The 26,079-nt window shown below is 74.1% G+C and carries 29 protein-coding genes; 13 read left to right on the plus strand and 16 right to left on the minus strand.

Annotation, left to right across the window (positions count from 1 at the left end):
* Positions 1-26 precede the first annotated feature (26 nt).
* Both D7193_RS31845 and D7193_RS31850 read left to right on the plus strand, forming a co-directional pair.
* Positions 27-902 carry a hypothetical protein gene (locus D7193_RS31845; RefSeq protein WP_147434484.1) on the plus strand — a complete coding sequence of 292 codons (876 nt, stop codon included), beginning with the start codon at positions 27-29 and terminating at the stop codon, positions 900-902.
* Positions 903-1,176: 274 nt separating this feature from the next.
* Positions 1,177-2,055: a DMT family transporter gene (locus D7193_RS31850; RefSeq protein ID WP_120783384.1), complete on the plus strand. Its 879-nt coding sequence runs from the start codon at positions 1,177-1,179 to the stop codon at positions 2,053-2,055.
* A 39-nt stretch (positions 2,056-2,094) separates the two neighbouring features.
* On the opposite strand, the gene D7193_RS31855 is transcribed toward D7193_RS31850, so the two are convergent.
* Complete coding sequence (locus D7193_RS31855; RefSeq protein ID WP_120783385.1) at positions 2,095-2,802, minus strand: carbonic anhydrase; 708 nt, start codon at positions 2,800-2,802, stop codon at positions 2,095-2,097.
* Positions 2,803-2,938: 136 nt separating this feature from the next.
* On the opposite strand from D7193_RS31855, the gene D7193_RS31860 reads away from it, so the two are divergent.
* Both D7193_RS31860 and D7193_RS31865 read left to right on the plus strand, forming a co-directional pair.
* Entirely contained in the window at positions 2,939-3,493 is a 555-nt protein-coding gene (locus tag D7193_RS31860) for an alpha-ketoglutarate-dependent dioxygenase AlkB (RefSeq protein WP_120783386.1), read from the plus strand.
* An 11-nt stretch (positions 3,494-3,504) separates the two neighbouring features.
* Entirely contained in the window at positions 3,505-3,996 is a 492-nt protein-coding gene (locus tag D7193_RS31865) for a molybdenum cofactor biosysynthesis protein (protein ID WP_120783440.1), read from the plus strand.
* On the opposite strand, the gene D7193_RS31870 is transcribed toward D7193_RS31865, so the two are convergent.
* Positions 3,984-5,333, minus strand: coding sequence for a carbohydrate-binding protein (locus tag D7193_RS31870; protein ID WP_120783387.1), 1,350 nt, complete (start codon positions 5,331-5,333; stop codon positions 3,984-3,986). The genes D7193_RS31865 and D7193_RS31870 overlap by 13 nt on opposite strands.
* A gap of 229 nt (positions 5,334-5,562) precedes the next feature.
* Here D7193_RS31870 and D7193_RS31875 point away from each other — a divergent pair, with 229 nt between their 5' ends.
* Both D7193_RS31875 and D7193_RS31880 read left to right on the plus strand, forming a co-directional pair.
* Positions 5,563-5,865 carry a GNAT family N-acetyltransferase gene (locus D7193_RS31875; RefSeq protein WP_120783388.1) on the plus strand — a complete coding sequence of 101 codons (303 nt, stop codon included), beginning with the start codon at positions 5,563-5,565 and terminating at the stop codon, positions 5,863-5,865.
* A 156-nt stretch (positions 5,866-6,021) separates the two neighbouring features.
* On the plus strand, positions 6,022-6,798 hold the full coding sequence (locus tag D7193_RS31880; RefSeq protein ID WP_120783389.1) for an aminoglycoside adenylyltransferase domain-containing protein: 777 nt from the start codon (positions 6,022-6,024) through the stop codon (positions 6,796-6,798).
* 134 nt (positions 6,799-6,932) lie between these two features.
* Here the strand turns inward: D7193_RS31880 and dinB are convergent, their stop codons facing one another.
* From dinB to D7193_RS31920, 8 genes are all read right to left on the minus strand, one after another.
* Entirely contained in the window at positions 6,933-8,120 is a 1,188-nt protein-coding gene (dinB, locus tag D7193_RS31885) for a DNA polymerase IV (RefSeq protein WP_120783441.1), read from the minus strand.
* Between the two features lie 63 nt (positions 8,121-8,183).
* Positions 8,184-8,552, minus strand: a complete 369-nt coding sequence (locus D7193_RS31890) for a hypothetical protein (RefSeq protein WP_120783390.1) — start codon at positions 8,550-8,552, stop codon at positions 8,184-8,186.
* Positions 8,553-8,591: 39 nt separating this feature from the next.
* Positions 8,592-9,119 (minus strand): GNAT family N-acetyltransferase, encoded by a 528-nt coding sequence (locus D7193_RS31895; protein WP_120783391.1) that lies wholly within the window; start codon positions 9,117-9,119, stop codon positions 8,592-8,594.
* Between the two features lie 157 nt (positions 9,120-9,276).
* The gene (locus D7193_RS31900; protein ID WP_120783392.1) at positions 9,277-9,747 is read right to left on the minus strand and encodes a hypothetical protein; all 471 of its coding nucleotides are present in this window, start codon (positions 9,745-9,747) and stop codon (positions 9,277-9,279) included.
* Between the two features lie 72 nt (positions 9,748-9,819).
* On the minus strand, positions 9,820-11,394 hold the full coding sequence (locus tag D7193_RS31905) for an FMN-binding glutamate synthase family protein (protein ID WP_120783393.1): 1,575 nt from the start codon (positions 11,392-11,394) through the stop codon (positions 9,820-9,822).
* A gap of 84 nt (positions 11,395-11,478) precedes the next feature.
* Entirely contained in the window at positions 11,479-11,892 is a 414-nt protein-coding gene (locus D7193_RS31910) for a VOC family protein (RefSeq protein WP_120783394.1), read from the minus strand.
* Positions 11,893-12,020: 128 nt separating this feature from the next.
* Positions 12,021-13,154 carry a peptidoglycan recognition protein family protein gene (locus tag D7193_RS31915; protein WP_120783395.1) on the minus strand — a complete coding sequence of 378 codons (1,134 nt, stop codon included), beginning with the start codon at positions 13,152-13,154 and terminating at the stop codon, positions 12,021-12,023.
* A 118-nt stretch (positions 13,155-13,272) separates the two neighbouring features.
* The gene (locus D7193_RS31920) at positions 13,273-13,998 is read right to left on the minus strand and encodes an RraA family protein (protein ID WP_206612043.1); all 726 of its coding nucleotides are present in this window, start codon (positions 13,996-13,998) and stop codon (positions 13,273-13,275) included.
* A 170-nt stretch (positions 13,999-14,168) separates the two neighbouring features.
* Between D7193_RS31920 and D7193_RS31925 the strand changes: the two genes are divergently transcribed.
* From D7193_RS31925 to D7193_RS31940, 4 genes are all read left to right on the plus strand, one after another.
* Complete coding sequence (locus D7193_RS31925; protein WP_120783443.1) at positions 14,169-15,062, plus strand: slipin family protein; 894 nt, start codon at positions 14,169-14,171, stop codon at positions 15,060-15,062.
* A gap of 94 nt (positions 15,063-15,156) precedes the next feature.
* Positions 15,157-16,119: a mechanosensitive ion channel family protein gene (locus D7193_RS31930; protein WP_120783396.1), complete on the plus strand. Its 963-nt coding sequence runs from the start codon at positions 15,157-15,159 to the stop codon at positions 16,117-16,119.
* A gap of 213 nt (positions 16,120-16,332) precedes the next feature.
* Positions 16,333-17,592: an MFS transporter gene (locus tag D7193_RS31935; RefSeq protein WP_120783397.1), complete on the plus strand. Its 1,260-nt coding sequence runs from the start codon at positions 16,333-16,335 to the stop codon at positions 17,590-17,592.
* A gap of 69 nt (positions 17,593-17,661) precedes the next feature.
* Positions 17,662-18,456 carry a maleylpyruvate isomerase family mycothiol-dependent enzyme gene (locus D7193_RS31940; protein WP_120783398.1) on the plus strand — a complete coding sequence of 265 codons (795 nt, stop codon included), beginning with the start codon at positions 17,662-17,664 and terminating at the stop codon, positions 18,454-18,456.
* Positions 18,457-18,502: 46 nt separating this feature from the next.
* On the opposite strand, the gene D7193_RS31945 is transcribed toward D7193_RS31940, so the two are convergent.
* From D7193_RS31945 to D7193_RS31955, 3 genes are all read right to left on the minus strand, one after another.
* Positions 18,503-18,892, minus strand: a complete 390-nt coding sequence (locus D7193_RS31945) for a VOC family protein (RefSeq protein ID WP_120783399.1) — start codon at positions 18,890-18,892, stop codon at positions 18,503-18,505.
* Complete coding sequence (locus D7193_RS31950; protein WP_174242796.1) at positions 18,889-19,659, minus strand: hypothetical protein; 771 nt, start codon at positions 19,657-19,659, stop codon at positions 18,889-18,891. The genes D7193_RS31945 and D7193_RS31950 overlap by 4 nt, the downstream gene beginning before the upstream one ends.
* A gap of 211 nt (positions 19,660-19,870) precedes the next feature.
* Positions 19,871-20,290 carry a YchJ family protein gene (locus tag D7193_RS31955; RefSeq protein WP_120783401.1) on the minus strand — a complete coding sequence of 140 codons (420 nt, stop codon included), beginning with the start codon at positions 20,288-20,290 and terminating at the stop codon, positions 19,871-19,873.
* A gap of 166 nt (positions 20,291-20,456) precedes the next feature.
* On the opposite strand from D7193_RS31955, the gene D7193_RS31960 reads away from it, so the two are divergent.
* Positions 20,457-21,071: a DsbA family protein gene (locus D7193_RS31960; protein ID WP_120783402.1), complete on the plus strand. Its 615-nt coding sequence runs from the start codon at positions 20,457-20,459 to the stop codon at positions 21,069-21,071.
* Positions 21,072-21,181: 110 nt separating this feature from the next.
* Here the strand turns inward: D7193_RS31960 and D7193_RS31965 are convergent, their stop codons facing one another.
* Positions 21,182-22,534 carry a BTAD domain-containing putative transcriptional regulator gene (locus D7193_RS31965; protein WP_120783403.1) on the minus strand — a complete coding sequence of 451 codons (1,353 nt, stop codon included), beginning with the start codon at positions 22,532-22,534 and terminating at the stop codon, positions 21,182-21,184.
* A gap of 212 nt (positions 22,535-22,746) precedes the next feature.
* Here D7193_RS31965 and D7193_RS31975 point away from each other — a divergent pair, with 212 nt between their 5' ends.
* The gene (locus D7193_RS31975) at positions 22,747-23,280 is read left to right on the plus strand and encodes a hypothetical protein (RefSeq protein ID WP_120783444.1); all 534 of its coding nucleotides are present in this window, start codon (positions 22,747-22,749) and stop codon (positions 23,278-23,280) included.
* Positions 23,281-23,309: 29 nt separating this feature from the next.
* On the opposite strand, the gene D7193_RS31980 is transcribed toward D7193_RS31975, so the two are convergent.
* Positions 23,310-24,077, minus strand: coding sequence for an SGNH/GDSL hydrolase family protein (locus D7193_RS31980; protein ID WP_120783405.1), 768 nt, complete (start codon positions 24,075-24,077; stop codon positions 23,310-23,312).
* A 103-nt stretch (positions 24,078-24,180) separates the two neighbouring features.
* Here D7193_RS31980 and D7193_RS31985 point away from each other — a divergent pair, with 103 nt between their 5' ends.
* Positions 24,181-24,894: an MBL fold metallo-hydrolase gene (locus D7193_RS31985; RefSeq protein ID WP_120783406.1), complete on the plus strand. Its 714-nt coding sequence runs from the start codon at positions 24,181-24,183 to the stop codon at positions 24,892-24,894.
* Positions 24,895-24,899: 5 nt separating this feature from the next.
* On the opposite strand, the gene D7193_RS31990 is transcribed toward D7193_RS31985, so the two are convergent.
* Positions 24,900-26,009 (minus strand): magnesium and cobalt transport protein CorA, encoded by a 1,110-nt coding sequence (locus D7193_RS31990; protein WP_120783407.1) that lies wholly within the window; start codon positions 26,007-26,009, stop codon positions 24,900-24,902.
* Between the last annotated feature and the right edge of the window lie 70 nt (positions 26,010-26,079).

A 26,079-nucleotide genomic window follows, 5' to 3' on the forward strand; every position in this document is an offset into this window, starting at 1 on the left:
GGCGCCGTCGACTCCGGGATCGTGACATGGCTGTGGGCTTCGTGCTGGCGATCATCGCCGCGCTGTGCAGCGCCACGGCCGCGATCGTGCAGTCGATCGGTGCGCGCCGCCTGGCCGCCACCCCGCACGTCGACCCGCGCCTGCTCCTGCGGCTGGTCCGCAACGGCCCGTACGCGGTGGGCCTGGTGCTGGACGGCGCGTCCTCCCTGTTGACGTTCACGGCGCTGCGGACCCTGCCGATCTTCGCGGTGCAGGCCGTGGGGGCGGCCAACCTCGGCATGGTGGCGCTCATCGCCATGTGCGTACTGCGGGTGCGGCTCACCGCACGGGACTGGACGGCCATCGGCGGGGTGATCGCCGGGCTCGTGCTGCTGGTGCTCTCCGCGCTCGCCGCGCCGCCGGACCGCGTGCCCGCGAGCGCCGCCTGGTGGCTGCTCGTGGCCGTGCTCGTGCTGGCCGCCGCGGCGTACCTGGGTATGCCGAGGATGCGGGGACCCGCGCTGCCCGGCCTGCTGGCCGGGCTGTCGTTCGGGTCGGCGGCGTTGGGCGCCCGGCTGCTCGGCCGGGCCACGACCGTCGGCGCCCTGGTGGGCAGCCCGGCGACGTACGCCGTGGTGTTCGCCGGTCTCATCGGCGTGCTGCTCTACGCGGCGGCACTCCAGCGCGGCGCCGTGACGGTCGCCTCCGCCTCGTCCATCGTCGGGCAGACCCTGGCGCCCGCGGCGGCCGGCTGGCTGCTGCTCGGAGACCGGGTACGGCCCGGCTTCACGCCCGTGGCGATCCTCGGGTTCGTGCTCGCGGTGAGCGGCGCGATCGCCCTCGCCCGGCACGCCCAACCGCACCCGCACCCGCACCCCGAGGGGGAGGACTGCGGCCCGCAGCAACGCGGGGGCGATGGGTGACATGTCGGTGCTCCCAGGCGGTTCGCGGTTCAGGGGCGCGGGTCGGCCACCCCTTCGGAACAATCATCAGCTTAAACACCGTTTACGTATTCTTGCGGTGTTTGCCGGCACTGCCCCCACCGAACCGGCCGCCGGCGGCAGGCGTTTACCACCGGCTATGTCGGGAAGGCGCGCCGGACCGCCGCACGTGCGGGCGGGCCGCCGTGCGGCACGGAGCGGCAGAACGCGGACGACATGGTGAGGAGACGCAGGTGACCATGCCGGTTGGCGTGCGGTGAACGCGACGGGGGAGCTGCTCGCCGGCATCCCGATCGCCCTGGCTGCCGCCGCGGCGTTCGGCGCGTCCGGCGTGCTGCAGTTTCGGTCGGGCCGCCAGGTGCCCGAGGAGCCGGCGGGCCGGCCCACCCTCCTGGCCCACCTGATACACATCCCGAGCTGGCGCTGGTCGGTGGTGCTCGCCGCAGCGGCGTTCGCCTTCCAGGTGGCCGCGCTGAGCCTCATCCCGCTCATCCTGGTGCAACCGCTGCTGGTGACCGGGCTCGTCTGGTACGTGCTGCTCTTCGCCGCGTTCGAGCACGACCGCCCCGACCGCACGATCCTGCTGGAATCCACCCTGTGCCTGTTCGGTCTCGCCGCGTTCCTGATCATCGCCGAGCCCGGACGCGGGCAGGGGAGAGGCCTGGATTCCTTCTGGGCGGCGCTCCTGCTGATCGTCGCCGTGGTGGCCGCCGTGGGCCTGTGCCTGTTGGCCGCGTTGAAGCTCGACCGGAAGTGGCGTCCCATGCCGTTGGCGCTGGCCGCCGGTGTCTGCTACGGCGTGACGGCCGGTCTCATCAGCAGTCTCGCGTTCCATCTGCAGGAGAGCCCGTGGCAGATCTTCGTCCAGTGGCAGGCGTACGCCATCCTGGTGCTCGGTCCGTTCGGGGTGCTGCTGAGCCAGAACGCCTACCAGGCCGGCCCGCTGGGCGCCCCGGCGCTCGCGGCGATCACCGTCACCGACCCGTTGGTGGCCATCGTGGTCGGGTTGGTCTGGCTGGACGAGTCGATCCGGGGCGGTCCGGCGCCCTCCCTGGGCGAGGCGCTCTCGCTCGTGGTGGTGGTCCTCGCGGTCGTCATGCTGGCCCGGCGCGCGCCGCACGTGAAGGGTGGCTAGTGCGCGCCGAGGCCCGCGCGGCGGTCGCGCCCGGCGGGGTCAGGAGACCAGGCTGACCCGGCCGTTGTCGAGGTCGTAGCGCGCGCCCACCACGGCCAGCGCACCCTCGTGCACCTTCTCGGCGATGATCGGGCTGCGGTGGAGCAGCGACCGGACCTGCGCCCGCACGTTCGCCCGGACGGCGTTCTCGACCGCGTCGCCGGGCTGGTCGAGGACGGGCTCGACCACCGGCCGGAGGCTGTCGACGATCGTGCCGATGTGACCCGGGGCCGTGCCGCCCGAGCGGATGGCCTCGATGGTGGCGGTGATCGCACCGCACCGCTCGTGACCCAGGACGACGATCAACGGGCTGCCGAACTCCTCGACCGCGAACTCGACGCTGCCGAGCAGCAGGTCGTCGACGATGTTCCCGGCGACGCGGTTGTCGAACAGGTCGCCCAGCCCCTGGTCGAAGAGCAGCTCGGGGGCGACGCGCGAGTCGGCGCAGCCGACGGTGACGGCGAACGGGTGCTGCCCGGCGGCCAGGTCGTGCAGGTCGTCGAGGCTCTGGTGGGGGTGCCGGCTGTGCCCGGTCACGAACCGGTGGTTGCCCTGCAGCAGGCGGCGCAGCGCCTGGGCCGGGGTCGGCGGGGTCGGCTCGGCGGGCGCGGCGACGGCCGTCGGGGCGACGGCGGTCGCCCCGACGGCGACGACGACGGCGCCACCGGTGGCCAGCAGCGACCGGCGGGACAGGATGGGACGCGTCATGATGATCTCCCGTGTCGAGGTTCGCCTATTTCCTACCAGCGGTGCGTCCACTGTGGTCGCCGGTGTGATCCTCCGCGCTGTCGTGGTTCCGACGCACGGGGCGCGCGGGGCGGCTAGCGTCGGGCGCGTGGGGCGGATGCGTGGCGTCCACGAGCGGCCGGCGGGGCTCACCTACCAGCCGGAGCTGGTGGATCCCGACGAGGAGCGGTCGCTGCTGACCGCCCTGGCCGCATACGACTTCGGCGAGGTCCGGATGCACGGCCAGATCGCCCGCCGGACCGTCCGCCACTTCGGCTACGACTACGATTACGGCTCGTTCCAGCTCACCGAGACGGAGGCGGTGCCGGTGGAACTGCACGAGGTCCGCGAGCGCTGCGCCCGCCTCGCCGGCGTACCGGCCGACAGCCTGGCGCAGGCGCTGGTCACCCGGTACCCGCCCGGCGCGGTCATCGGCTGGCACCGCGACGCACCCGCCTTCGGCCCCACCGTGGCCGGTCTCTCCCTGGGCTCCGACTGCCTCCTGCGCTTCCAGCGCGGCAGGGGAGACCAGCGCCGGGTGTACGAGGTGGAGCTGGCGGCACGCTCCGCGTACGTCCTGGCGGGCGCCGCCCGGTCGAGCTGGCAGCACAGCATCCCGCCGGTGCCGCGCCTGCGCTACTCGGTGACCTTCCGGCAGGTGCGGCGATCGTGACGGAGCTGTCGGTGCCGCGGATCGTGCAGCTGCTGGCCTCACCCGTGCACCGGTACGTCGGCCGGCCCGCCGACGGGCCGACGCCGGCCCCGGAGGGCGAAGTCGTCGAGGAGATCCAGGTCCGGGCCGGCCTCGGGATCGTGGGCGACCGGTACTTCGGCCGGCCGGCGCACCGCGAGGCGAGCGTCACGCTGATCGCGCAGGAGTCGCTGCCACCCGGCGCCGACCTGCGCCAGGTCCGCCGCAACGTGCTCACGGCGGGCATCGCCGTCGACGACCTGGTCGGCGCGGTGCTCGTGCTGGACTCCGGCGCGGGGCCGGTGCGGTTGCGGGTCAACCGACCGGCCAACCCGTGCGCCTGGATGGACGTGGCGATCGGCCCGGGCGCCTGGAAGGCGTTGCGCCGTCGGGGCGGCGTGCGGTGCACGCCGCTCACCGACGGCGTCCTGCGGGTCGGCCCGGTGGACGTCGCGATCGAACGCCCGCCGGATCAGCGGCCCTGAAGCGCCCGGACGTTGTCGCCGAAGGTCCAGTTCCGGCTGCCGTCCCAGTTCAGCGACCAGGTCATGAGGCCCTTCAGAGCGCCGTTGTAGGTGTTCCACGCCTGGGCCACCGACGCCGGGGCCAGGTAGCCGCCGCCCGCGCCCTGCTGGGCGGGCAGGCCGGGCACCTGCTTGTCGTACGGGACCCGGATGGTGGTGCCCTGGACGACGAGCCCGGCGTTGAGGCAGTCGGTCTGCCGGGTGAAGCCCTGCACGGTGCCGGCCGGGTAGGAGTCGCCGGAGCAGCCGTACATGCTGCCGTTGTAGTACTGCATGTTCAGCCACCAGAGCCGGCCGTTGTCCACGTACCGCTTGATGACCGGCAGGTAGGCCCCCCAGATCGACCCGTAGGTGACGCTGCCGCCGGTGACGTACGCGGTCTCCGGCGCCATGGTGAGGCCGAAGCCGGGGGGCATCTGGGCGAGCACGCCGTCGATGATGCGGATCAGGTTCGCCTGCGAGGGGGAGAGCTGGGTGATGCTGCCGCTGCCGGTGAGCCCGGTCTCGATGTCGATGTCGATCCCGTCGAAGTTGTACCGCTTGAGGATCGGGACGATCGTCGCCACGAACCGGTCGGCGACCGCTGCGGAGCTGAGGTCGATGCCGGCGGTGGCTCCGCCGATCGACATCAGGATGGTCAGCCCGGCGGCCTTGGCCTGGCACATCTCGGCGGGGGTGGGCACCTTCACGGTGGCGTCCATGCCGTCCTCCCACAGCACGGTGCCGTCCGCGCGGATCACCGGGAACGCCGCGTTGACCACGTTGTAGCCGTGGGCGCGGATGCGCGAGTCGGTGATCGGGATCCAGCCCAGCGGCGGGTGCACGCCGTTGGCCGCGCCGTCCCAGTTCTCCCAGTAGCCCTGCAGCACCCGGCCCGCCGGCCGGGGCTTTCCGGCGCACGTGGTCGAGCCCGGTGGGGCGGTGGTGGGCGTGGGGCTCGGTGTGGCGGTCGGCGTCGGGGTGGCCGTGGGAGAGGGGGTCGTGGTCACGGTGGGCGTCGGCGTGGGGGTGCCGCCGCACGGGCCGAGGTCCGTCCACAGGGCGGGCGTCGCGGCCGGGTTCCAGCCGGACCCGGGCGGCGGGGTGTGCGTGACCAGGGCCTGGTAGGTGTGGCCCGCGTACGTCACCCGGCTGCCCGCCGGGTAGGTGACGCCCTCGGCCCAGGCCGGTGCCGAGCAGGCCGCGAGTGCGGCGCGGGCGGGGGCGGTGGCGAAGCCGTTGGTGACCGGCACCGCGGCGATGGCGGTGACCAGCGCCGCGCCGGCCAGCAGCGCGGACGTCCTGCGTCGAACTCGCATGACATGCCTCCTCGTCGATGCGTCGGAGGCTATCGTTAACTTTGTTAAATGTAAATGTCCGACGGTTCCGGTGGCTGCCCGCGACGTTCCCGGCGGGCGCCCTGGTCGTGCGGTGCGAAGGCTCCGTGGGCGGCACGGCCGCCGGGTGCGAAGGGTCCGTGGGCGGCACGGCCGCCGGGTGCGAAGGGTCCGTGGGCGGCACGGCCGCCGGCCTGCGAGACTTCTCGGCATGCAGTTCACCGTGACCGACGTGCCCGAGCGCGAGCGTTTCGAGGCGCGGGACGAGACCGGCGCGCTCGCCGGCATCGTCACCTACCAGCTGACGGGTGCGATCATCGCGTACACCCACACCGAGGTCGACCCCGCGTTCGAGGGCAAGGGCGTCGGATCGATCCTGGCGCGGGCCGTGATGGACGACGCCCGGGCGAAGGGGCGGACGGTCGTGCCGATCTGCCCGTTCCTGGCCGGCTGGCTCGAGAAGCACCCGGGTTACGAGGACATCGTGGTGCGGACCACCCGCAGGATGAAGTAACCCCCTGCCCGCCTCCCCGCGATCTTGCACTTTCGGCCCCCGCTTCGCCCCTGTTCGGGTGAAATGCCGGGGCAGAAACTGCAAGATCGCGGTGCCTGGCGGGGTGGGGGGCCGCCTGGGTGGGGTCGAGGGGCGTCGATCGGGTCAGATGGTCGCGTGGAAACCGACGTCCGGCGCTATCTCGTCGACCTGGTGACGGTGGCGCGCTCCGTGCTCGGCGACAACCTGGTCGGGGCGTACGCCGCCGGCTCGGTGGGGCTCGACGCGTACCAGCCCGGCCGCAGCGACATCGACGTGGCGCTGGTCTGTGCCGACCCGCTGCCGGAGGACGACAAGCGCGCCCTCGTGGCCGGCCTGCGGCACGAGGCGCTGCCCTGCCCGGCGCGAGGGCTGGAACTCGTCGTCTACCGGTGTTCCGTGGCCGCCTCCGGTACCCCCGAGCCGGGGTTCGAGGTCGAGCTGAACAGCGGCGGCCGCATGCCGTTCCGCGCCACGTACGCGCCGCAGGACCGGCCCCTCGCGGACGGGCACTTCTGGTACGCGCTGGACCGCAGCATCCTGCACCAGTGCGGGCACGCCCTGCTCGGGGCGCCGGCGCGCGAGGTCTTCGCCGACATCCCTCCCGCGGACCTGCGGCGGCTCCTGGTCGACGCGCTGACCTGGTGGCTCGCGTTGCCGACCCCGCCCGGCGACGAGCCGGCGGCCGGCGCCGAGGACGCCGTGCTCGGCGCCTGCCGGTCGCTCGTCCGGTTCCGCCACGGCCGCTGGCTGGCCAAGACTGCGGCCGGACGCCGGGTGCTGGCCGACGGCGACGACGCCGCCCCGGTGATCGAACGCGCCATCGCGGCCCGGGACGGCGGGACCCCGCCGACCGGCCCGCAGGCCCGCGCTTTTCAGCGAAGCGTCCTCGCCGAGATCACACCACCCGCCTGACGCCACCCCGCCGCCCCGCCCTCCGGCCTTCCCCGGACCGCCTCCCCGCCCGACGCTCCCCGGTGATCATGAAGTTATTGCCCGCGGACACGGCGTGTCGCGGCAATAACTTCATGATCACTGAGGGCGTCGTGTCAGTCCGGCAGGCGGGGCATCTCCGGGTCGGTGTCGCGGCCGAGCAGCACCGCGCGCGTGAGCGCTTTCGCGCCGAACCGGTCCCGGACCGCGTCGACGGCTGCGTCGAGGTCGGCGCCCGGGTCACGGTGGAACGGCAGTGGCAGCTGCACCGGGGCGTCGTCCAGGTTGCCCACCGCGACGCCGACCAGCGTGACGCCGCGCCGCCCGATCTCCGGCAGCGACGCCCGCAGCAGGGCCCGGACGGTGTCGAGCACCGTGCGGGTGTCGTCGGTCGCCTTGGCGAGGGTGTGCGAGCGGGTCGCCCGGGTGTAGTCGGCGAAGCGCAGCCGCAGCACGACCGTCCGACCGCTGCGCCCGGCCCCGCGCATGCGCCGGGTCACGCGGTCGACCAGCCCGGCGACGATGGCCTCCAGGGATTCCGGCGGGTGCGGGCCCCGACCCAGCGCGTGCTGGGCACCCATAGACCCGCGCCGGCGACCCACCTGCACGGAACGCGGGTCACGGTTGTGCGCGAGCGCGTGCAGGTGCCGCCCGGCGCCGGCGCCGAGCAGGGAGACCAACGCCGCCTCGCCGAGGCGGGCGACCTCGCCGACCGTGCGGATCCGCCGGTCACGCAGCTTCGCCGCGGTCACCGGCCCCACACCCCACAGCCGCTCCACCGGCAGCGGGTGCAGGAACGCCAGCTCCCCGTCCGGCGGGACGACCAGCAGGCCGTCCGGCTTGGCGACTCCGCTCGCGACCTTGGCGAGGAACTTCGTGCGGGCCACGCCGACCGTGATCGGCAGGCCGACCTGCTCGCGGACCTCCCGCCGCAACCGCGCCGCGATGTCGACGGGCATTCCGGCGAGCCGCCGCAGCCCGCCCACGTCGAGGAACGCCTCGTCGACCGAGAGCCCCTCCACCAGCGGCGTGGTTCGCCGGAAGATCTCGAACACGGCCCGGCTGGCCGCCGTGTACGCCGACATCCGGGGCCGCACCACGACGGCGTCCGGGCAGAGCCGGCGGGCCTGCCGTCCACCCATCGCGCTGCGGACTCCGAGCGCCTTCGCCTCGTAGCTGGCGGCCAGCACCACCCCGCCGCCGACGATCACCGGCCGGCCCCGCAGCCGCGGGTCGTCCCGCTGCTCGACCGAGGCGTAGAACGCGTCCAGGTCGGCATGCAGGATCGTGGCCCCGGTCGACACGAACATATGTTCGCATGGCCGTCGCCGCAGCGGCACTGACCTGCCCGAACAATCCTCGGCGGGTCAGGCGACGCGTGGCGCCGGCACGACCGGCAGCATCCCCCGCTGCGCCGTGCCGGTGGCCCCGCCGGCCCGCTCGGCGGCCGGCGCCCGGGTCACCGCGGCGGTCCGCGGGTCGGTCCGGTCGGGCGGCAGTGCCCCGGCCGGCGGTGTGGCGGTCGCGCCGCCCGCGGTGATCCCGCCCAGCAGCGCCAGCAGCCGCGGCACGTCGCCCACGGGCATGCGGAAGGAGCCCCGGCACACTCCGCCGCTCCACAGGGAGAGCACCACCGCCTCCCGCTCCGGGTGGTAGCTGACCCGCATCGTCCGGTCCTCGCCCCGCGTGTCGGCGAACAGGTCACCGAGGGTGGGCATCGGCAGCACCTCTCCCATGGCAACCAGAATGCAACACTCCGGTCACGATCGGAAAGGTCAGAGGTCGCGGAAAGGCTTCGCGTACGCGAACTCGCCGCGGATCGAGGGATCCCAGGCGCTCAGCGGCCGGGCCATGAAGTACTGCGGCCCCCACGCGGCCACCGGTGGGGTGACGCCGTGCTCGACGGCGGGCCGGAACCCGAAGCGCGGGTAGTACCCGGGGTGCCCGAGCAGCACGACCAGCGGCTCGTCGCGCGCGTCGGCCGCGGCGAGCACCGCGTGCATCAACGCGGAGCCCACGCCGCCGTGTTGCCGGTCCGGCCGTACGCCGAGCGGCCCCAGGCCCAGCGCGACGGGCCGGCCGGCCACCCACCCGCGGGTGCACACCACGTGCCCGACCACCGTGCCGTCGGGGTCCGTCGCCACCAGGGACAGGGCCGGCAGCCAGCCGTCGTCGGCGCGCAGCGCGTCGACGAGGGTGGCCTCGACGGGTGTGGCGTCCGGAGCGTCCGGGCTGGCGAAGGCGGCGGCGTGCACCGCGCGGATCGCGTCAACGTCGCCGGGGGTCTCGCGTCTGATCAGCACCGGCCCACGATAGGGACGCCGGCCGCGTCCCGCCGCCGGTTTTTCGCCGGTCGCGCGCCGCCGCCGATTGCCGCCGGCGTGGTTCTCCAGCGGCGGCGGTCCTTGGCGGCGGCGGTTGCGCGCGGCGGCGGTTCTTCGCGCCGGTGGCGAGACCCGGTCAGCCGACCGAGGGCTCGCGGTTGAAGCGGGCCACCCAGTTGACCTCCCAGGTGCGCCCACCGTCGGGAGAGAACGCCTGCTCCCAGCGGGGACGCGGGGTATCGACGTCGGACCAGACGTAGCGCACCCGGATCGGCCGGCCCTCCCAGGTGTCGTCGCACTCGAACGTGCCGGTCCCGTCGGCGAACCGGCCGACGACCGGTACGTCCAGCCGCCCACCGCTGGCCCGCGACGCCCACCAGATCCGCCACACCCGCTCCTCGGGGCTGTAGAGCCGCAGGGTGACGCCTTCGAGGTCACGCTCGGGGGCGCGCAGGACGTCGAACACGCCGTTGCCGTCCAGCAGCACCTGACAGTCCAGCGTGGCGTCGAACTCGTACCACTCGTCGTGTCCGGCGAGGACCTTTCCGAGGCGGCGCTGCCGGCTGTGCCAGTGTCCGGTGAGGAAGTCGAAGTCGGTGTTCGTCATGCGGCGCACGCTAGCGACGCCTCCCTGACACCTTCCGTCAGTGGATCCGGCGGCGCCCGCCGCCGGCGCGGGTCAGCCCACCGCGGTCGGGGACGGCGGTGCGGTGCCGCCCTGCGGCGCCTCGCCGGTCATCAGCCGGACGATCTCCGCCCGGTCCCGCGCGGCCGGCAGCCCCCACCCGGGCCGGTAGCCGTACACCTCGTGCAGTGGGGTGGAGCCGGTGCGGCCGTCGAGGAACTCCACGACGTCGGTGTCGATCAGCCCGGGGTGCTCGACCCCGCAGGCCTCGGCCACCTTCATGAGGTCACGGCGCAGCGTCCTGATGTAGTTGGCCGCGCGGACCGCCTTCCGTGCCGGGTCCAGGCCGCGGGCGAGCCACGCGTTCTGGGTGGCCACGCCGGTGGGGCAGGTGTCGGTGTGGCACTTCTGCGCCTGGATGCAGCCGATCGCCAGCATCGCCTCCCGGCCGACGTTCACCATGTCGCAGCCGAGCGCGAACGCCACGACGGCGTTGTCGGGCAGGCCGAGCTTGCCCGCGCCGACGAAGACGACCCGCTCGTGCAGGTTCCGCTCGGCGAAGAGGGTGTAGACGCGGGAGAAGCCCTGCTGGAACGGCAGGGACACGGAGTCCGTGAAGATCAGCGGCGCCGCACCGGTTCCGCCCTCGCCGCCGTCGACGGTCACGAAGTCGACGCCGCGGCCGGTGTCCCGCATCAGGTCGGTCAGCTCCCGCCAGAAGCCGAGGTCGCCAACCGCCGACTTGATGCCGACCGGCAGCCCGGTCTCGGCCGCGAGCAGCTCCACCCAGTCCAGGAGGCTGTCGCAGTCGGAGAACTCCGCGTGCCGGGACGGGCTCACGCAGTCCCGACCCTCGGGCACGCCCCGGGTCGCCGCGATCTCCGCGGAGACCTTGGCCCCCGGCAGCAGCCCGCCGAGGCTGGGCTTGGCGCCCTGGCTGAGTTTGATCTCCAGCGCCCGGACGGGCGCGCCGGCGACCAGGTCCCGGAGCCGGTCCAGGCTGAACCGCCCCCGCTCGTCCCGGCATCCGAAGTAGGCGGTGCCGATCTGGAAGACCAGGTCACCGCCGTTGCGGTGGTACGGTGACAGACCGCCCTCGCCGGTGTTCTGCAGGCAGCCGGCCAGCGCCGCGCCGCGGTTCAACGCCTCGACGGCGTTGCCGGAGAGCGACCCGAAACTCATCCCGGAGATGTTCACGACCGACTCGGGCCGGAAGGCGCCGGCCCGGCCGCGGGCCGCCCCGAGCACCTTGGCGCAGGGCAGCCGCACGTCGTGGCCGGCGGCGGGGGTCGACGGGGGGACGGCCCGGCCGAAGGTGCGGTGCTTGATGATCGGATAGCCCGGGGTGTACTCGATGTCGTTGTCCGTGCCGAAGCCGAAGTAGTTGTTCTGCTGCTTCGCCGACGCGTACACCCAGCGGCGCTGGTCGCGGGTGAAGGGCCGTTCCTCGTTGTTGCCGGCCACGATGTACTGCCGCAACTCGGGCCCGATGGCCTCCAGCAGGTACCGGGCCCGACCGAGGATCGGGAAGTTGCGCAGCAGCGCGTGGTCGCGCTGCACCAGGTCCCGCGCGGCGAGGGCCGCGAGGGCGGCCGCCGCGGCGGGTACGACTCGTCGGGCCCACGTCATGCCCGCACTCTTTCCGGGATCACGCGCGGGCAAACCGCCCCGGGCGGCCGGGCCGACCCGTGGCCGCGTCGTCCGGGACGGGGATCAGCCCTGCGGCGGGGTGATGTCGACCATCCACTGGATGCCGAAGCGGTCGGTGCACATGCCGAACTCGTCGCCCCACATCTGCTTCTCCAGCGGCATCGACACGACGCCGCCCTCGCTGAGCTGCTCCCAGTAACGGCGCAGATCGTCGGCGTCGTCGCCGCTGATGCTGATGCTCACGGTGTTGCCCGCGTCGTGCGGCATGCCGGGCGGGAGGTCCGACGCCATCAGCGTGAAACCGGCGTCGGTCTCCAGCATGGCGTGCATGATCTGGTTGGCGATCGTCGGCTCCTGGCTGCCGAACTCGCCGAAGGTGTTCATGCGCAGCGATCCGCCGAAGATCCGGTGGTAGAACTCCATCGCCTCCCGGGCGGTGCCGGGGAAGTTCACGTACGGGTTGAGTCGAGAAGCCACAGCACCCTCCTTGGTCGTGACCTGCGTCATCGTGGCAGACCAGGTGGCGCGGGACAACGAGGCGCGAGGGCGTTTCCGGTGCGGGCGGGGGAACGGCCGTGCGCCGGCCGCCCCCGCCCGCGCGGTGCTCAGTGGCGCTTGAAGGACTGCCGCGTCACGCCACCCACGATGGCGCACCAGGTGCTGGTGGTGACCTTGCCGTTGCGCGGCAGGCCGTGCAGGGCCTGGAGGTCCTGCACCGCCGTGCGGGTCGCGTGGTCGTACTCGCCGGTGACGGCGACCTCGGCGTAGCCCTTGATGGCGAGGATGAACTGCACGGCGCTGACCGGCAGGCCGGTCGCGTCCTTGTCCAACTCGGGGACGAGGGTCTCCCAGGTCTGCGGGGTGAGCGTGGCGTCGACGTCCACGGGGATGCCGTTGCGGTACTGCCAGTCCTGCACGGCGGCCACGGTCGCCGCGTCGAAGACGCTGTTGACCGGGACGGCGTAGCCGCGGTGGGCGAGCAGGTACTGCACCACCTGCACGGCCGGCGAGCTGACGAAGCGCCACAGGTCCGGCCAGCGGCGGGCCGGCACGTCGGCCAGGTCGGTGCCGAGCGCCGCGAACACGCGGCGACGCAGGGTGGGGAACTGCCGGTAGAACGCGGCGCCCGGGCACTGCGTGTTGCGGAAGTCCCAGTGGCCGAAGATGTCGTGCGCGTGCAGCCCGTACTGCTGGCAGACCGCGACGCAGAGCTTCACCAGCGAGTCCAGCAGGGCCTGCGGCGGCGTCTCGGTGACGTAGGTGCCCTCGTTCTCGATCCCGATGGCCCGCCCGTTCTCGCCGGGGCAGTGGGCCGAGATCATCTGCCGGTCGCCGGCCTGGAGACGCTCCAGGCTGCCTCGCCGGCCCTCCAGCACGTAGCCGCCCCGGCTGACGGTGAAGTGCTGACCGGTGTCGGACCAGCCGTTGCCGTCCATGTGCAGGTCCTGGCAGTCGCGGGCCAGCTTGACGGCCTGCGCCTCGGAGTAGTCGGTGACGTTCGGGAAGGCCATGTGGTGCACGATGATCTTGTTGGTGGCGATGGCGCTGACCGACAGCGGGTCGGCGGGCGGCCGGGCCCCCCACTCGTCACAGCTGATGATCCAGTCCAGGTCGGCGCCCGGCGCGGCCTGGGCGGCGGCCGGGAAGGCGAGTTCGCTCCCGACGACCGCGACGGTGGCGGCGCCGAGGCCGGCCCGCAGCAGGGTGCGACGGTCCAGTTCGGAATGGTCGACGTGCATGACAGCTCCTCTGCGGCCGGGCGGGGGTCGTGAAAAGTAGCTCCAGAGGCCGCGCGTGATGTGGAGGATATTGCCAACGCTCGGCGCCGCGCTAGGGGTCGACGGGCGTCAAACCGACTCACTCCTCGATGGCCCCGCCGATGCGGCGCAGGTGCCGGCGGAACGTGTACGCCGGATCGGCGGCACGGCGGGCCAGGAAGTCGTCGAAGGCCGTCTGCCGCCGCAGGGTCTCACCCGACCGGATGCGGGTCGCCTGCTCGCGCTCGACCTGCCGGATACCGGCCGCCGTGGCCAACACCTCGGCCGCGCGGTCGCCGGCCACGAACAGCACGCCGTCGTCGTCGCCGAAGACGAGGTCGTCCCGGCCCACCTCGTGAGCGCCGACCCGGGCGGTGACCAGCGCCTCCGGCTCCCGCTCGTCGACGCGCACCGGCCCCGGCGGGTAGCTGCCGTAGCTGAACACCGGCACCCCGATCTCGACCAGCTCGGCGGTGTCGCGGTGCAGCCCCCACACCACCAGGCCGGTCACGCCCGCCGCGGCGGCCTCCAGCACCGCGAGGTCACCCACGCAGGCCTCGTCGGACCGGCCGCCGTTGTCGACCACCAGCACGTCGCCCGGTACCGCGTCACCGAACGCCTCCAGGAACACGTCCACGCTGCCGTAGTGCCGCGCCGGCAGCACCCGCCCGGCGATCCGCTGGCCCGCGGTCACCGGCCGGACGCCGGGCGGCGCGGCGCGCAGCGGCACACCGAGGCGTACGCAGGCGTCCGCGAGCAGCGGCGTGGTCAGGTCGGCGAAGCGCTCCAGCATGGCGTCCTCCAGGGGCCGGCGGTGGGACGCCATCGTAGGGAGGCCGGCCGGCACCGGAGCGAGATCCAATCCCGGGTACGCGGCCCGCGCCCCCGCGTCGTCGACTCCGGTGCCCCGATTCGGCACGACTCGCAGGACTGTCGGCCGGATCAGCGGGTATGCGCCCTGCCGCAACGCGGGTGTCGGACCGGATCGGGGGTGCCATGGGAGCCGCCGTGGTGGTCGCCGTCGTCATCGTCGTGGTGATCGTGCTGATCGTGCTGGCGCTGAGCCTCCGCCTGGTGCAGCAGTACCAGCGCGGCATCGTCTTCCGGTTCGGCCGGGTGCTGGAGGGCATCCGCCAGCCGGGCCTGCACCTGATCGTCCCGATCGCCGACCGGATGGTGCGGGTCAGCATGCAGACCACGGTGATCGGTGTGCCGGCGCAGGGCGCCATCACCCGCGACAACGTCACCCTCACCGTCGACGCCGTCGTCTACTACCGGGTGGTCGACCCGGTCAAGGCGCTGGTCAACGTGCACGACTACCCGTCGGCCGTGCTCCAGGTGGCGCAGACGGCGTTGCGTTCGGTGATCGGCAAGGCCGACCTGGACACCCTGCTCGGCGACCGGGACCGGATCAACGCCGAACTGAAGGCCGTCATCGACGCGCCGACGGAGAAGCCGTGGGGACTCCTGATCGAACGGGTCGAGGTCAAGGACGTCTCGCTGCCCGAGGGCATGAAGCGCTCGATGTCCCGGCAGGCCGAGGCCGAGCGGGAGCGCCGGGCCCGGGTGATCGCCGCGGACGGCGAGTTCCAGGCGTCGCGCCGGCTCGCCGACGCGTCCCGGGCGATGGCGGCCACGCCCGGCGCGTACCAGCTGCGACTGTTGCAGACGGTGGTCGACGTGGCCGCCGAGAAGAACAGCACCCTCGTGATGCCGTTCCCGGTCGAGCTGCTGCGGTTCTTCGACCAGATCGCCCGGTCTCCGGGCGGGCCGGCCACCGCCGCGCCGGACCTCGGGACCGCCGCGCGACCGCCGGACCTCGGACCGGTCACCGAGGGCGTGGCGGGCGCGGCCGAGGGCGACGGCCACGGAGGTCGCCCGCCGTCCTGACGGCGGGACCGTCCCGTTCGGCGTTTGAAGTCCGGTACGCCCCGGGTAGGTCGGCACCGACAGGTGCGACCCATCCCGGTGTGGAGGACTTCGAATGCGAGACAACGTGGGCGACGCGGTGGGCGACGCGCTCCGCGCGGTGATGCTCTTCGTGCCGAAGGCGGTCGCCTTCCTGGCGATCCTGATCGTCGGGTGGCTGATCGCCAAGGCCGCGCTGAAGATCGTGGACAAGGTCCTGGAGCGGGTCGGCTTCGACCGCGCCGTCGACCGCGGCGGCATCCGCCGGGCGTTGAGCCGCTCCCGGTACGACGCCAGCGACATCGTCGCCAAGCTCGTCTACTACGGCCTGCTGCTGGTCACCCTCCAGCTGGCCTTCGGGATCTGGGGCCCGAATCCGATCTCCGACCTGATCGCCGGTGTGATCGCCTGGCTGCCGCGCGCGTTCGTGGCGATCGTCATCGTGGTGGTCGCGGCGGCCATCGCCAGCGCCGTCAAGGACATCATCGGTGGTGCGCTCGGCGGCCTCTCGTACGGCCGGGTGCTGGCCACCATCGCGTACGTCTTCCTGCTCGGCCTGGGCATCATCGCGGCGCTCAACCAGATCGGCGTGGCCACCACGGTCACCACGCCGGTGCTGGTCGCGGTGCTGGCCACGGCCGGCGGCATCCTCGTGGTCGGCGTGGGCGGCGGCCTCGTCCGTCCGATGCAGAGCCGCTGGGAGTCCTGGCTGGCCCGTGCCGAGCAGGAGTCCCGCGTGATCGCCACCCACGCCCGCGCCTACCAGGCGGAGCGGCGCGACGCGGAGGCCGAGCTGTCCCGGCCGGTCACCGACGACCCCGACGCTACGCAGGTGACCAGGGCGGCCGACCCGGAGGAGACCCAGGTGGTCACCCGACCCGCCGACCCGGACGCGACCCAGGTGGTGCCCCGGGCGGCCGACGCCGACACCACTCAGCGCACCTCGCCCGTCGCCCCGGCGCCCGCGCAGCGCACGCCGGACGACAGTGAGGCCACCATGGTCATCCCGCCCGTCGAGCGGGGGTCGGACGGGCGCTGATCCTCGCGGGAGACACGGCGGGGTGGGACGGGCGCGTCCCACCCCGTCGTGTGCGCGCCGCCGGCGGATCGCTGGCCCAGGCACGCCGCCGGCGACTAGCATCGGCGGCATGACGTGGCGATGTTGACGCACCGCTGAGGACCAGCCCCGTGGGCCGCCTCGGCCGCCGTACCTCCGGCGTCCGATTCGTCCTCACGGGAAGGCCCCACCACTGTGACCACCGCGCCCGGCCGCGGCACCCGCCGCCTGGCCGCCACTCTCTACGCGTACGCGTTCCTGGGCGACCTCGTCCTGCTCTACCCGGTGTACGCGCTGCTCTTCGCCGACACCGGTCTGTCGGTCTGGCAGATCTCCTCGCTGTTCGTCATCTGGTCGGTCAGCTCGATCGTGCTGGAGGTGCCCTCCGGCGCCTGGGCTGACGCCGTCTCGCGGCGGCTGCTGCTGTGCCTCGCGCCGCTGGTCACCGCGGCCGGCTTCGCCGTCTGGGTGCTGCTGCCGTCGTACCCGGCGTTCGCCGTCGGCTTCCTGCTCTGGGGCGCGGGTGGCGCTCTGGGCTCCGGCGCGCAGGAGGCGCTGGTCTACACCGAACTGGACCGGCGCGGCGCGGCCGGCCGGTACGCCCGGGTCATGGGGCGGGCCCGGACGGCCGAGGTGCTCGGCGCGCTCGCCTCGATCGTGCTGGCCGGCCCCGTGCTCGCGGCCGGCGGCTACTCCGCCGTGGGCGCGGCGAGCGTCGGGGCGTGCGTGCTCGCCGCAGCCGTCGCCACGCTCCTCCCCGAGGACCGTGCCGGCGTACGGGACGGAGGCGACTCCGGGCCGCCGGAGGAGGAGGACCCCGGGTGGGGCGCGAGCCTGCGCCTCGGGCTGGCCGAGGCCCGCACCTCCCGGCCGGTACGCGCCGCGGTGCTCCTGATCGCGGCGGTGGCCGCGGTGTGGGGCGCCCTCGACGAGTACACCCCGTTGCTGGCGCAGGACACCGGCGTCGACGCGCGGACGGTGCCGCTGCTGCTCCTGCCCGTCTGGGTCGGGGTGACCGTGGGTGGTCTGCTCACGCCGTGGGGGGAGCGGCTCACCACCCGCGGGTTCGCCGTGCTGCTGGGTCTCGCCGCGACGGCCCTGGCCGCCGGCGCGCTGACCGGCCACCCGTCGGGGTTCGCCCTGATCGCGGTGGCCTTCTGCGCCTTCCAACTCGCCACGGTGCTGACCGAGGCCCGGTTGCAGGCCCGGATCTCCGGACCGAGCCGGGCCACCGTGACGTCCCTGGCCGGCATGGCCACCGACGTCACGATCATCGCGGTGTACGCGGGCTACGCCCTGGTGGCCACGGGCGCGGGCAACGCCGTCGCGTTCGCGGTGGCCGCCGTGCCGTATCTGGGGGTGGCGGTGCTGCTCGCGCTCGTCGGCGGGGGCAGCCGGCGACCGGGCCCGAGCGCGCCACCTCCGGTCGCCGCGCGGGCCGGCACCGGCGCCTGATCGACGTTCGCGGCGGCGGACGCGTGTCGGGGCGGCCCCGGTGTCGGGGGCGGTGGCTAGGGTGACCGCATGACTGGGATGGGCTTCGACGGCTGGTGCGCCGAGATCGTCGACCAGGCCGAGCTGATGGCCAAGCACCTGGCCGGCGCCGACCTGCTGTCCCCGGTCCCGTCGTGCCCCGGCTGGACGACCGCCCAGCTCGCGCGGCACCTGGGCGCCGGTCACCGCTGGGCCGAGGAGATCGTGCGCACCCGGGCCGAGGCCCCGCTGCCCGACACGGAGCTGCGGGAGCTGTCGGGGCACACCGACGGCGACCCGGAGGTGGTCGGGTCGTGGCTCGTCGCGGGCGCCACCCGGCTCGCCGACACCCTGCGCGCCGCCGGCCCCGACACCCGGGTCTGGACGCCGATCCCGGGTCGCGCGGACGCCGCCTTCTACGCCCGCCGTTTCGCCCACGAGACGCTCGTGCACCGGGCCGACGCCGCACTAGCCCTCGGCGTGCCGTTCGACGCCGCCGAGGCGGTGGTGGTCGACGCGCTCGACGAGTGGATGGAACTGGACTCGCTGCCCGTCATGCTCGAGATCAGGCCCGAGCGGCGGGAGCTGTTCGGCCCCGGGCGCACCCTGCACCTGCACGCCACCGACACGGCGCCCGGAGTGGGGGCGGAGTGGCTGGTCGACCTGACCGGCGAGGTGGGCAGCTGGCGGCGCGCCCACGAGAAGGCGGCGGTCGCGGTCCGCGGCCCGCTCACCGAGCTGCTGCTCACCGTCTACGGGCGCCGCTCGCCGGCCGACGGCACCGTGGAGGTGCTCGGCGACCGCGCCCTGCTCGACCTCTGGCTGGCGCGGGTCAGTTTCGGCTGACCCGCGCCCGCCCCGCGTCCCTCGTCGACCCGGCCGGTGCCCCTCCTCAGCCGGCCAGGTGCAGGAACGACCACTGGTGGCCGTCGATGTCGCGGAACCCGCGCATGTAGAACGGGCCGGTGTCCCGGCCCGGGCCGAGGGCCTCCCCGCCGGCCGCCACGGCCCGGTCGACCAGGTCGTCGACCCGCTCCCGGCTGTCGGTGGCCAGCCCGACGATCACCTCGCGGCTGGTCGTCGTGTCGGTGACCGCGACTCCGGTGTACTCCTCGAACGAGGACGCGATGTGCAGCATCAGCTGGGTCGTCTCGTTGAGGGTCAGCTGCAGGGCGGTGGCGTCGGCCGTCGGCCGCTCGCCGGTGAAGCCGACCGACCGGAAGAACTCCGCGGCCGTGAGCAGGTCGCGTACGGGCAGGTTGATGAAGGTCGTGATGGTCACTGCGCGTCTCCGTCCGCCTCGAGGAGCTGCTTGAGCGCGGCCAGCCGGTCCCGCCAGTACGCCTTCAGCTCCGCCGCCTGCTCCGCACCGGTCAGCTTCTCGTGTTGGACGGCCACCCGTGACCGGGTCGGCCCAATCGCCGTGAAACCGGCCACGATCCGCGTGGGGCCGCCGGCCCAGTCCGCGCGGTAGGTGCGGGGCGGGGTGGCCGTCCGCAGCCGTACCTCGACGCCCGGCAGCCAGCGCGCGCGCAGCGTCTCGTTGGCGAAGGCCGCGAAGAGCCGCTCCACCGGTACGCCGACCGTCCGGCTTCCGCCAGCGCTGTAGCCGCCGTCGCGCCGCTGGCCGGGCCGCCGCAGCCCGCGGGCCTGCTCGTAGCCCACGGTCACGGTCTGCGCCCACCAGCCGGGCACCTCGTGCACGGTGACCAGCCACCGGGCGATCTCGGTGTGGGTGAGCCCGGTCGCGTCCACCGCGTCGAGCAGGCCGAACCACTCCTGCCAGTCACGGCCGGTGCGCTCGCGCAGCAGCGGGTCGGCGATCCGCTCAATCTGTTCCGCGGCACCGGCGCTCGTGCCGGCCGGCGCGGGCGGTGCCGGTGCGGTCGCGGGCAAGACCGGCGCGGTCCCGGACGGGTCGGTCGCATCCGGGGCGGTGGCGGTGGCGGGAATGTGGGCGAGCAGCTGCCGGCGGGCCGCCGTGTAGCTCTCGCCGGTCTTGTCCATGCGGGTGCGTATCCGGGACTTGAACGACTTTCGACTGGTCATCACATGCTCCCTGTCAACGGCGCGACCGCAGGGACTCACGCTCCCGTCGACCCCGCCGGATTGGGGCATGTGGCACCGCGTCCCGAGGGCTCGGGGCCCCCTTTGCCTCCGCGAGGCCGGCGGCGTGAGCGCCGGAAGGGAGGTGAGGCGCGGGACTGCGCCGCCGCCAGCATAGCGTCCGGACGGGCCGCCGCGCGGGCCCGACGCGCCGTCAGGTCTGGTCGCCGTCCAGGTAGACCCAGCGGCCGTCGGTGCGGACGAACCGGCTCCGCTCGACGAGGGTCCCGGCGCTGCCGCCGGCGCGGTAGTGGGCGCGGAACGCGACCGTGCCGGTGCTGTCGAAGAGGCCCCCGGCCGCGGTGTCGACGATCTCCAGCCGGATCCACCGCTGGGCCGGGTCCAGGTCGAGCCGGGCCGGCCGGGTGCTCTCGTGCCAGCTGCGCAGCAGGTACGCGGCGTCTCCCACGGCGAAGGCGCTGAACCGGGAGCGCATGAGCGCCTCGGCGGTGGGAGCGTCGGCCGTGCCGCGGTGCAGCGGGCCGCAGCACTGCGCGTACGGGTGGCCGGAACCGCAGGGACAGGCCGCCGACCGTTCACCGCCCACGCCCCGCCGGCCGCCACGCTTCGCCACGCGGCCATCCTGCCGCACCCGGCCAGGCGGCGGCACGCCGGCGTGGCGGCGGCGGCCGGACGGGCGGATTGGCCCATGAACAGAGGCGGGAAACGGCTCTGCCGATGGGCCGATCGGACCGGCAGAGTGGGGAGCGTACCGATGCCGAGAGGGGCTGGAAGAGATCATGACGACCGCCGACATGTGGTTCGACCCGCGCTGCCCGTGGGCCTGGAACGCCTCGCGTTGGCTGCTCGAGGTGGAACGGGTCCGACCGGTGACCGTCCGTTTCCACGTGATGAGCCTGTTCGTGCTCAACGACGGACGGGACGGGATCGAGGAGTGGTACCGCGAGTGGCTCAAGCCCGGGATGGGCCCGGTGCGGGTGGCCGTCGCCGCCGAGCAGAAGTACGGGCCGGAGGTGCTGCGCGACCTCTACACCGCGCTGGGCAACCGCATCCACCACGAGCGTGCCCCGATCGGCCGGGAGCTCTACGTCGCGGCGCTGACCGAGCTGGGGCTCGCCCCGGAGCTGGCCGACGCGGCCGACAGCACCGAGTACGACGCGGCGCTGCTGGCGAGCCACCACGCCGGCCTGGAGCCGGTCGGTGAGGACCTGGGCACCCCGACCATCCACGTCACGGTCGACGGCCGGCGGACCGCGTTCTTCGGCCCGGTGGTGGCCCCCGCCCCGCGCGGCGAGGACGCCGGACGCCTGTGGGACGGCGTCCTGCTCGTGGCGGGCACCGATGGGTTCTTCGAGCTGAAGCGGGCGCGCACCCGGCCCCCGATCGAGCGCTGAACGGCGCGGTCCCGCGTCTCCGATCGAGCGCTGAACGGCGCGGTCCCGCGTCTCCGATCGAGCGCTGAACGGCGCGGTCTCCCGCCCCCGTCGGCAGCCGCCCGCGCCGGTCACGCGACCTGGCACGGCGCGGCGGCGGGCCGGCCGCAGGTGGCCAGACTGCACCAGCGGCGCATGCCGCTCTCGTCGAGGAACAGCCAGCCGCAGCGCCGGTCGGGGCACGCCCGGATGGTGAACCGGCGCGGGTCGGCGAGGAGTTCGGCGGCGCTCCAGGCGGCGGCGTGCACCGGCAGCCGGAGGCCGGCCGACAGGTCGGGCCACCACCGTCCGCGACCGTCCGCATCGCGCCGGAACACCAGGGTCCTGGCGGCCGCCTCCGCGTACCGGGCGACGGCCTCGAACGCCGGCCGGTCGCCCGGATCGGTCAGGCAGGCGTACAGCCGGGTGCGGAGAGCGCGTGCCGTGTCGAGTTCGGCGGCGGCCGCCTCGGGGTCGCGCCGGGCCAGGTCGATCAACCGGCTCACCGCGGCGTCGTCCGTGAGCCCGACGTGGCCCGTCCACACGGCCAGGGTGCGGTACTCGCGGAGCCACTCGGAGCCGGGTAGCGGAGGCTCGTGTCCCCACCCCGCGAAGGTGTTGCAGAACTCCAGCGCCGGATGCCCGCCGACGCTCCACGGTAGGCATTCGTCGCGGACCCGCACCTCGTACACGGGCCGGCCGGGGCGGTCGAGCCGGTGGTCGTCGCGGAGGATCCGCCGCTGGACCTCCCGCAGACGCATGCCCGGCTCGATCCCGAGCTCCTCGACCAGCGTCCGCCGGGTCGACCGGTAGAGCGCCAACGCGTCGGCCTGCCGCCCGCCCCGGTACAGCGCGGTCATGAGAGTGGCGGCGAACTGCTCCCGCGTCGGGTGCAGGGCGAGCAGCGGCGTCAACTCGTTGATCACGCGGAGGTGCCGGCCGAGCGCCAGCTGCGCCTCGGCCCGCAGCTCGAGGCCGGTGAGCCGGAGTTCCTCGAGCGGGCCGTGCAGCCGTTCCCGCAGGTCCCCGTCGGCGGTGCCGGCCAGCACCGGGCCACGCCACAGGGCCAAGGCCCGGTCGAGCAGGCGTACCCGCTCCGCCGGATCGGTGGTGCCGCTCGCACGGTAGGCGAGCGCGCTGAACTCGTCGGCGTCGATGGTGTGCTCGCCCCGTTCGACCAGGTAGCCGTCGCCGCCGGTGCGGATCCGCACCGCGTAGGGCGCCAGCGACGCCCGGAGCCGGCCGATGTAGGTGTGCAGCGCCCTTCGTGCCGACGCGGGTGGGCGGCCGTTCCACAGCAGGTCGATGAGGCGGTCGGTGGGGACCAGATGGTCCGCTTCGAGCAGGAGCACGGCGAGGATGCACCGCTCCTGCCGACGGCTGCCGAGATCGACCCGGTGACCGTCCTGGTACGCCTCGAACGGTCCGAGCAGTCGGAATTCCATGTCAGGTGTGACCGTCCGGCACTCCCCGATGGTTGTCAAGCGTCGCGAGTGGACGTGCCCGGTCGCCGGTGAGCTGATGGTGAGGCGGGCGCCGGTCGGGCCCCTCGACCGCCGTCGCGGGGGCGCTGTCGCCGCCACGGGCGGTGAGGCCGTGGTGAGCGGTCGTGGCGATCCTGGTGCGGCCCGGATCGTCGAACACTGATGGAGTGACCATGCGTTGGACAACAAGACTCGGAGCGGCCCTGGCGGCGGTCGTGCTCGCCGTGACCGGATCCACCGGAGCGCCCGCGGCGGCGGACGAGCGCGGAAGCCAGCACGGCGGCTGGGTTCCCGCTCCACAGGAGCCGTTCGAGCAGCCCGCCGGCGCGCGGTGCGACTTCGCCGTCCGGGTCGAGCCGGTGGTGGACGAGGTGCGCAAGCTCGTGCTCGCGGTGTACCCGGACGGCTCGCCCCGTCGGGAGCTCTACACGGGCGCGTTGATCAGTGTGGTGACGAACCTGGAGACCGGTGCGAGCACCGAGGTGGACGCGAGCGGCACCGCGTTCGTGGAGTACGGCCCGGACGGCTCGATGACCTGGTACGTCACCGGCCCGGTGCTGTTCGGATTCCGGGAGAACGGAGGTTCGCTGCCGCGCGGGCTCTGGCTCATCGACGGGGTGTACGTCGTCGAGTTCGCCCCGACGCTGGAGAAGACCCTCACGATGGTGCACGGCACGACGCACGACGTCTGCACCGACCTGGACTGAGCGGTCCGGGGCTGCCGGTCGACCGGGCGTCAGCCCAGGTCGACCGGCAGCGGCACCGGGCGTTTCGCCACCCGCTCGTCGCCCGACGACCGGCCGTGCAGGTGCCTCGCGAGCCACGGCAGCAGGTGCCGGCGGGTCCAGGCCAGTTCCGCGCGGATCACCTCCGGCCGGCGCCGACGCGGCGCGGCGACCAGTGGACGGGCCCAGGAGTCGTCGGTGCCGGGCAGCCCCAGCGTGTGCGCCAGGGCGGCCGCGATCCGTTCGTGGCCGGCGCTGTTCGCGTGCAACCGGTCGTCGCTCCACAACCGGGGATCGCTGGCGACCGCGTGGGCGCCGAGGTCCAGCAGGGTGGCCCCGGTCCGCGCGGTGACGGCCCGTAGCGCCGCGTTGAGGGCCAGCACCCGGCCGCGCAGCGGGCGGGCGACCGGCATCACGGGAACCGGGTCGGGCAGGGTGAAGGTGAGCACCGTGGCGCCCTGTGCGACCAGCGCCCGCTGCATCGCGGCCACGTCCGCGGCGACCCGCTCGACGTCGAACGACGGGCGGAGCACGTCGTTCATGCCGGCCACCACGGTGGCCAGGTCCGGGGCGAGACCGAGCGCCACCGGCAACTGCTCGGCCCGGATCCGGGCCGTGGTGCGCCCCCGGATCGCCAGGTTCGCGTACTCCAGCCCGCCCTGCGCCCGCGCCACCGCGAGGGCGAACCGGTCGGCCCAGCCCCGGTAGCCGCCGGCGCCGTCGGGATCGTCCAGCCCCTCGGTGGTGCTGTCGCCGATCGCCACGTACCGCTTCCACATCACTCCGCGAGGCTAGCGGCGGCCGCCCGGCCGGGCGCGGCGGGCGTACGTCCCGCGGCGCGGGTCACCGGCGGGATGGACACGGTCCCGTACGCTCCCCGGCATGGCGCGTTCTCCCGCGGTACCGCTCGCCCCCGGCGTCTGGCGCATCCCCACCGCGGCCCGGGCGTTGGTCAACTCGTACGCCCTGGTCGACGACGACGGCAGCGTCACGCTGGTCGACTGCGGGGTGAAGCGCGCGCCGGCGCGGATCGTGCGCGGTCTGGCCGCCATCGGCAAGAGCCCCGCCGACGTCGTCCGGATCGTCCTCACCCACGCGCACCCGGACCACGCCGGCGGTGCCGCGGAGGTGGCCCGGCGCACCGGGGCCCCCGTCGTCGCGCACGCCGCCGACGTCGAGTACGCGCGGGCGGGCCAGGCCCCGCCGCGGGATCCCACGGTGTCCGGTGGCCGGCTGTTCGCCCGGCTCTCCGGGGGCCGGTTCCCGGCCGTCGAGGTGGCTGAGCCGCTCGCCGACGGCGACCTGCTCCCGGTGGCCGGCGGCCTGCGCGTGGTGCACACGCCCGGGCACTCCCCGGGTCACGTCTCCCTGCTGCACGAGCCCACGCGGGTGCTGATCACCGGTGACGCGTTGTTCAACGTGGCCGGCATCCGGTGGCCGGTGAAGGTCCTGTGCACCGACTTCCGGATGACCCAGGAGACCGCGCACGTGCTGGGGGAGCTGGAGTACGACCTGGCCGCCTTCACCCACGGCCCGGAGATCGCCGACAACGCCCGCGAGCAGGTGCGCTCCTTCCTGCGCCGCCACCACCCGTAGGCGCCTCACAGCCAGCCGGAGCGGCGGAAGAGCCGGTAGAGCGTGAACGCGGCCACGGCCATGAGGCCGAGCGCGCCGGCGTAGCCGTAGCGCCAGGCCAGCTCGGGCATGTGCGCGAAGTTCATGCCGTAGATCCCGGCGATGCCGGTCTGGGCGGCGGCGATGGCCGCCCAGGCGGCGATCTTGCGCATGTCGTTGTTCTGCTCGACGGCGAGCTGCGCCAGCCGGGACTGCACGATCGAGGTGAGCAGGTCGTCGTACGCGGCGACCCGGTCCACCGCCCGCGCGAGCCGGGTGTCCACGTCGGCGAACCACCGGTGCAGCGCGCGCGGCGGGTTCGCCGGGTGCGCGTCGAGGAGCGTCCGCAGCGGGGTCTGCAGCGGCAGCACCGCCCGCTTGAACTCCACCACCTCACGCTTGAGCTGGTACAGCTGCGGGATGTCCGCGGCCCGGTCGCGCGCGAAGACACTCTCCTCGACCCGCTCCAGGTCCCGCTCGACGTGCCCGGCGACCTCCAGGTAGAGGTCCACCATGCGGGCGCAGACCGCGTACGCCACCGCCCAGGGACCCTCGGCCAGCAGCGCGGGGCGCCGCTCGATCTCGGCGCGCACGGACGTGAGCGCCCCGGCCGCGCCGTGCCGGACCGTGACCACGAAACGGTCGCCGACGAACACCATGACGTCCCCCGTGTCGATCACCTCGGAGTCCTCGGTCAGCTCGTCGTGCTCCACGTAGCCCGCGGTGCGCAGCACCAGCAGGGTCACGTCGGCGTGGCGCTGCACGGTCGGGCGGTGCCCGTCCGCGAGCGCCTGTTCCACGGCCAGCTCGTCGAGGCCGAACACGCGGCCCACGGCGGCCATCACCGCCGGGTCCGGCTCGTGCAGCCCGAGCCAGACGAACGCGTCCCGGCCGTGGCGGCTGCGGGCGTACGCGTCGGCGAAGTGCGGGCGGCCGGGCTCACGCCGGCCGTGGACGTAGACGGCGCAGTCGACGACGGCGTCCGGGTTGGACGTACGCGGGGCGGGGACGGTCCGGCCGGGGCCGCGGCCCAGCAGCCGGTCGAGGAGGGCGTGCAGGCCCGGACCGGGTCGGAGCCGTGCCGTTCGCTGATCCACAACCCACCTCCGCGTCGCCGGCTGCCGGCCTACCGTACGCGGGGCGGCGCGCTGCCACCGACTCCGGTTC

Source organism: Micromonospora costi (assembly GCF_003626655.1).
GTDB classification, from domain to species: domain Bacteria; phylum Actinomycetota; class Actinomycetes; order Mycobacteriales; family Micromonosporaceae; genus Micromonospora; species Micromonospora costi.

What these genes read in the sequence shown, in the direction of transcription:
- D7193_RS31985 (WP_120783406.1), top strand. Translation starts at nt 24,181, where the DNA reads ATGGCGCGTTCTCCCGCGGTACCGCTCGCCCCCGGCGTCTGGCGCATC.
- D7193_RS31915 (WP_120783395.1), bottom strand. Translation starts at nt 13,154, where the DNA reads ATGCACGTCGACCATTCCGAACTGGACCGTCGCACCCTGCTGCGGGCC.
- D7193_RS31855 (WP_120783385.1), bottom strand. Translation starts at nt 2,802, where the DNA reads ATGACGCGTCCCATCCTGTCCCGCCGGTCGCTGCTGGCCACCGGTGGC.
- D7193_RS31925 (WP_120783443.1), top strand. Translation starts at nt 14,169, where the DNA reads ATGGGAGCCGCCGTGGTGGTCGCCGTCGTCATCGTCGTGGTGATCGTG.
- D7193_RS31900 (WP_120783392.1), bottom strand. Translation starts at nt 9,747, where the DNA reads ATGACGAACACCGACTTCGACTTCCTCACCGGACACTGGCACAGCCGG.
- D7193_RS31940 (WP_120783398.1), top strand. Translation starts at nt 17,662, where the DNA reads ATGACTGGGATGGGCTTCGACGGCTGGTGCGCCGAGATCGTCGACCAG.
- D7193_RS31930 (WP_120783396.1), top strand. Translation starts at nt 15,157, where the DNA reads ATGCGAGACAACGTGGGCGACGCGGTGGGCGACGCGCTCCGCGCGGTG.
- D7193_RS31870 (WP_120783387.1), bottom strand. Translation starts at nt 5,333, where the DNA reads ATGCGAGTTCGACGCAGGACGTCCGCGCTGCTGGCCGGCGCGGCGCTG.
- D7193_RS31845 (WP_147434484.1), top strand. Translation starts at nt 27, where the DNA reads ATGGCTGTGGGCTTCGTGCTGGCGATCATCGCCGCGCTGTGCAGCGCC.
- D7193_RS31890 (WP_120783390.1), bottom strand. Translation starts at nt 8,552, where the DNA reads ATGGGAGAGGTGCTGCCGATGCCCACCCTCGGTGACCTGTTCGCCGAC.
- D7193_RS31905 (WP_120783393.1), bottom strand. Translation starts at nt 11,394, where the DNA reads ATGACGTGGGCCCGACGAGTCGTACCCGCCGCGGCGGCCGCCCTCGCG.
- D7193_RS31920 (WP_206612043.1), bottom strand. Translation starts at nt 13,998, where the DNA reads ATGGCGTCCCACCGCCGGCCCCTGGAGGACGCCATGCTGGAGCGCTTC.
- D7193_RS31975 (WP_120783444.1), top strand. Translation starts at nt 22,747, where the DNA reads ATGCGTTGGACAACAAGACTCGGAGCGGCCCTGGCGGCGGTCGTGCTC.
- D7193_RS31860 (WP_120783386.1), top strand. Translation starts at nt 2,939, where the DNA reads ATGCGTGGCGTCCACGAGCGGCCGGCGGGGCTCACCTACCAGCCGGAG.
- D7193_RS31980 (WP_120783405.1), bottom strand. Translation starts at nt 24,077, where the DNA reads ATGTGGAAGCGGTACGTGGCGATCGGCGACAGCACCACCGAGGGGCTG.
- D7193_RS31950 (WP_174242796.1), bottom strand. Translation starts at nt 19,659, where the DNA reads ATGACCAGTCGAAAGTCGTTCAAGTCCCGGATACGCACCCGCATGGAC.
- D7193_RS31965 (WP_120783403.1), bottom strand. Translation starts at nt 22,534, where the DNA reads ATGGAATTCCGACTGCTCGGACCGTTCGAGGCGTACCAGGACGGTCAC.
- D7193_RS31875 (WP_120783388.1), top strand. Translation starts at nt 5,563, where the DNA reads ATGCAGTTCACCGTGACCGACGTGCCCGAGCGCGAGCGTTTCGAGGCG.
- D7193_RS31960 (WP_120783402.1), top strand. Translation starts at nt 20,457, where the DNA reads ATGACGACCGCCGACATGTGGTTCGACCCGCGCTGCCCGTGGGCCTGG.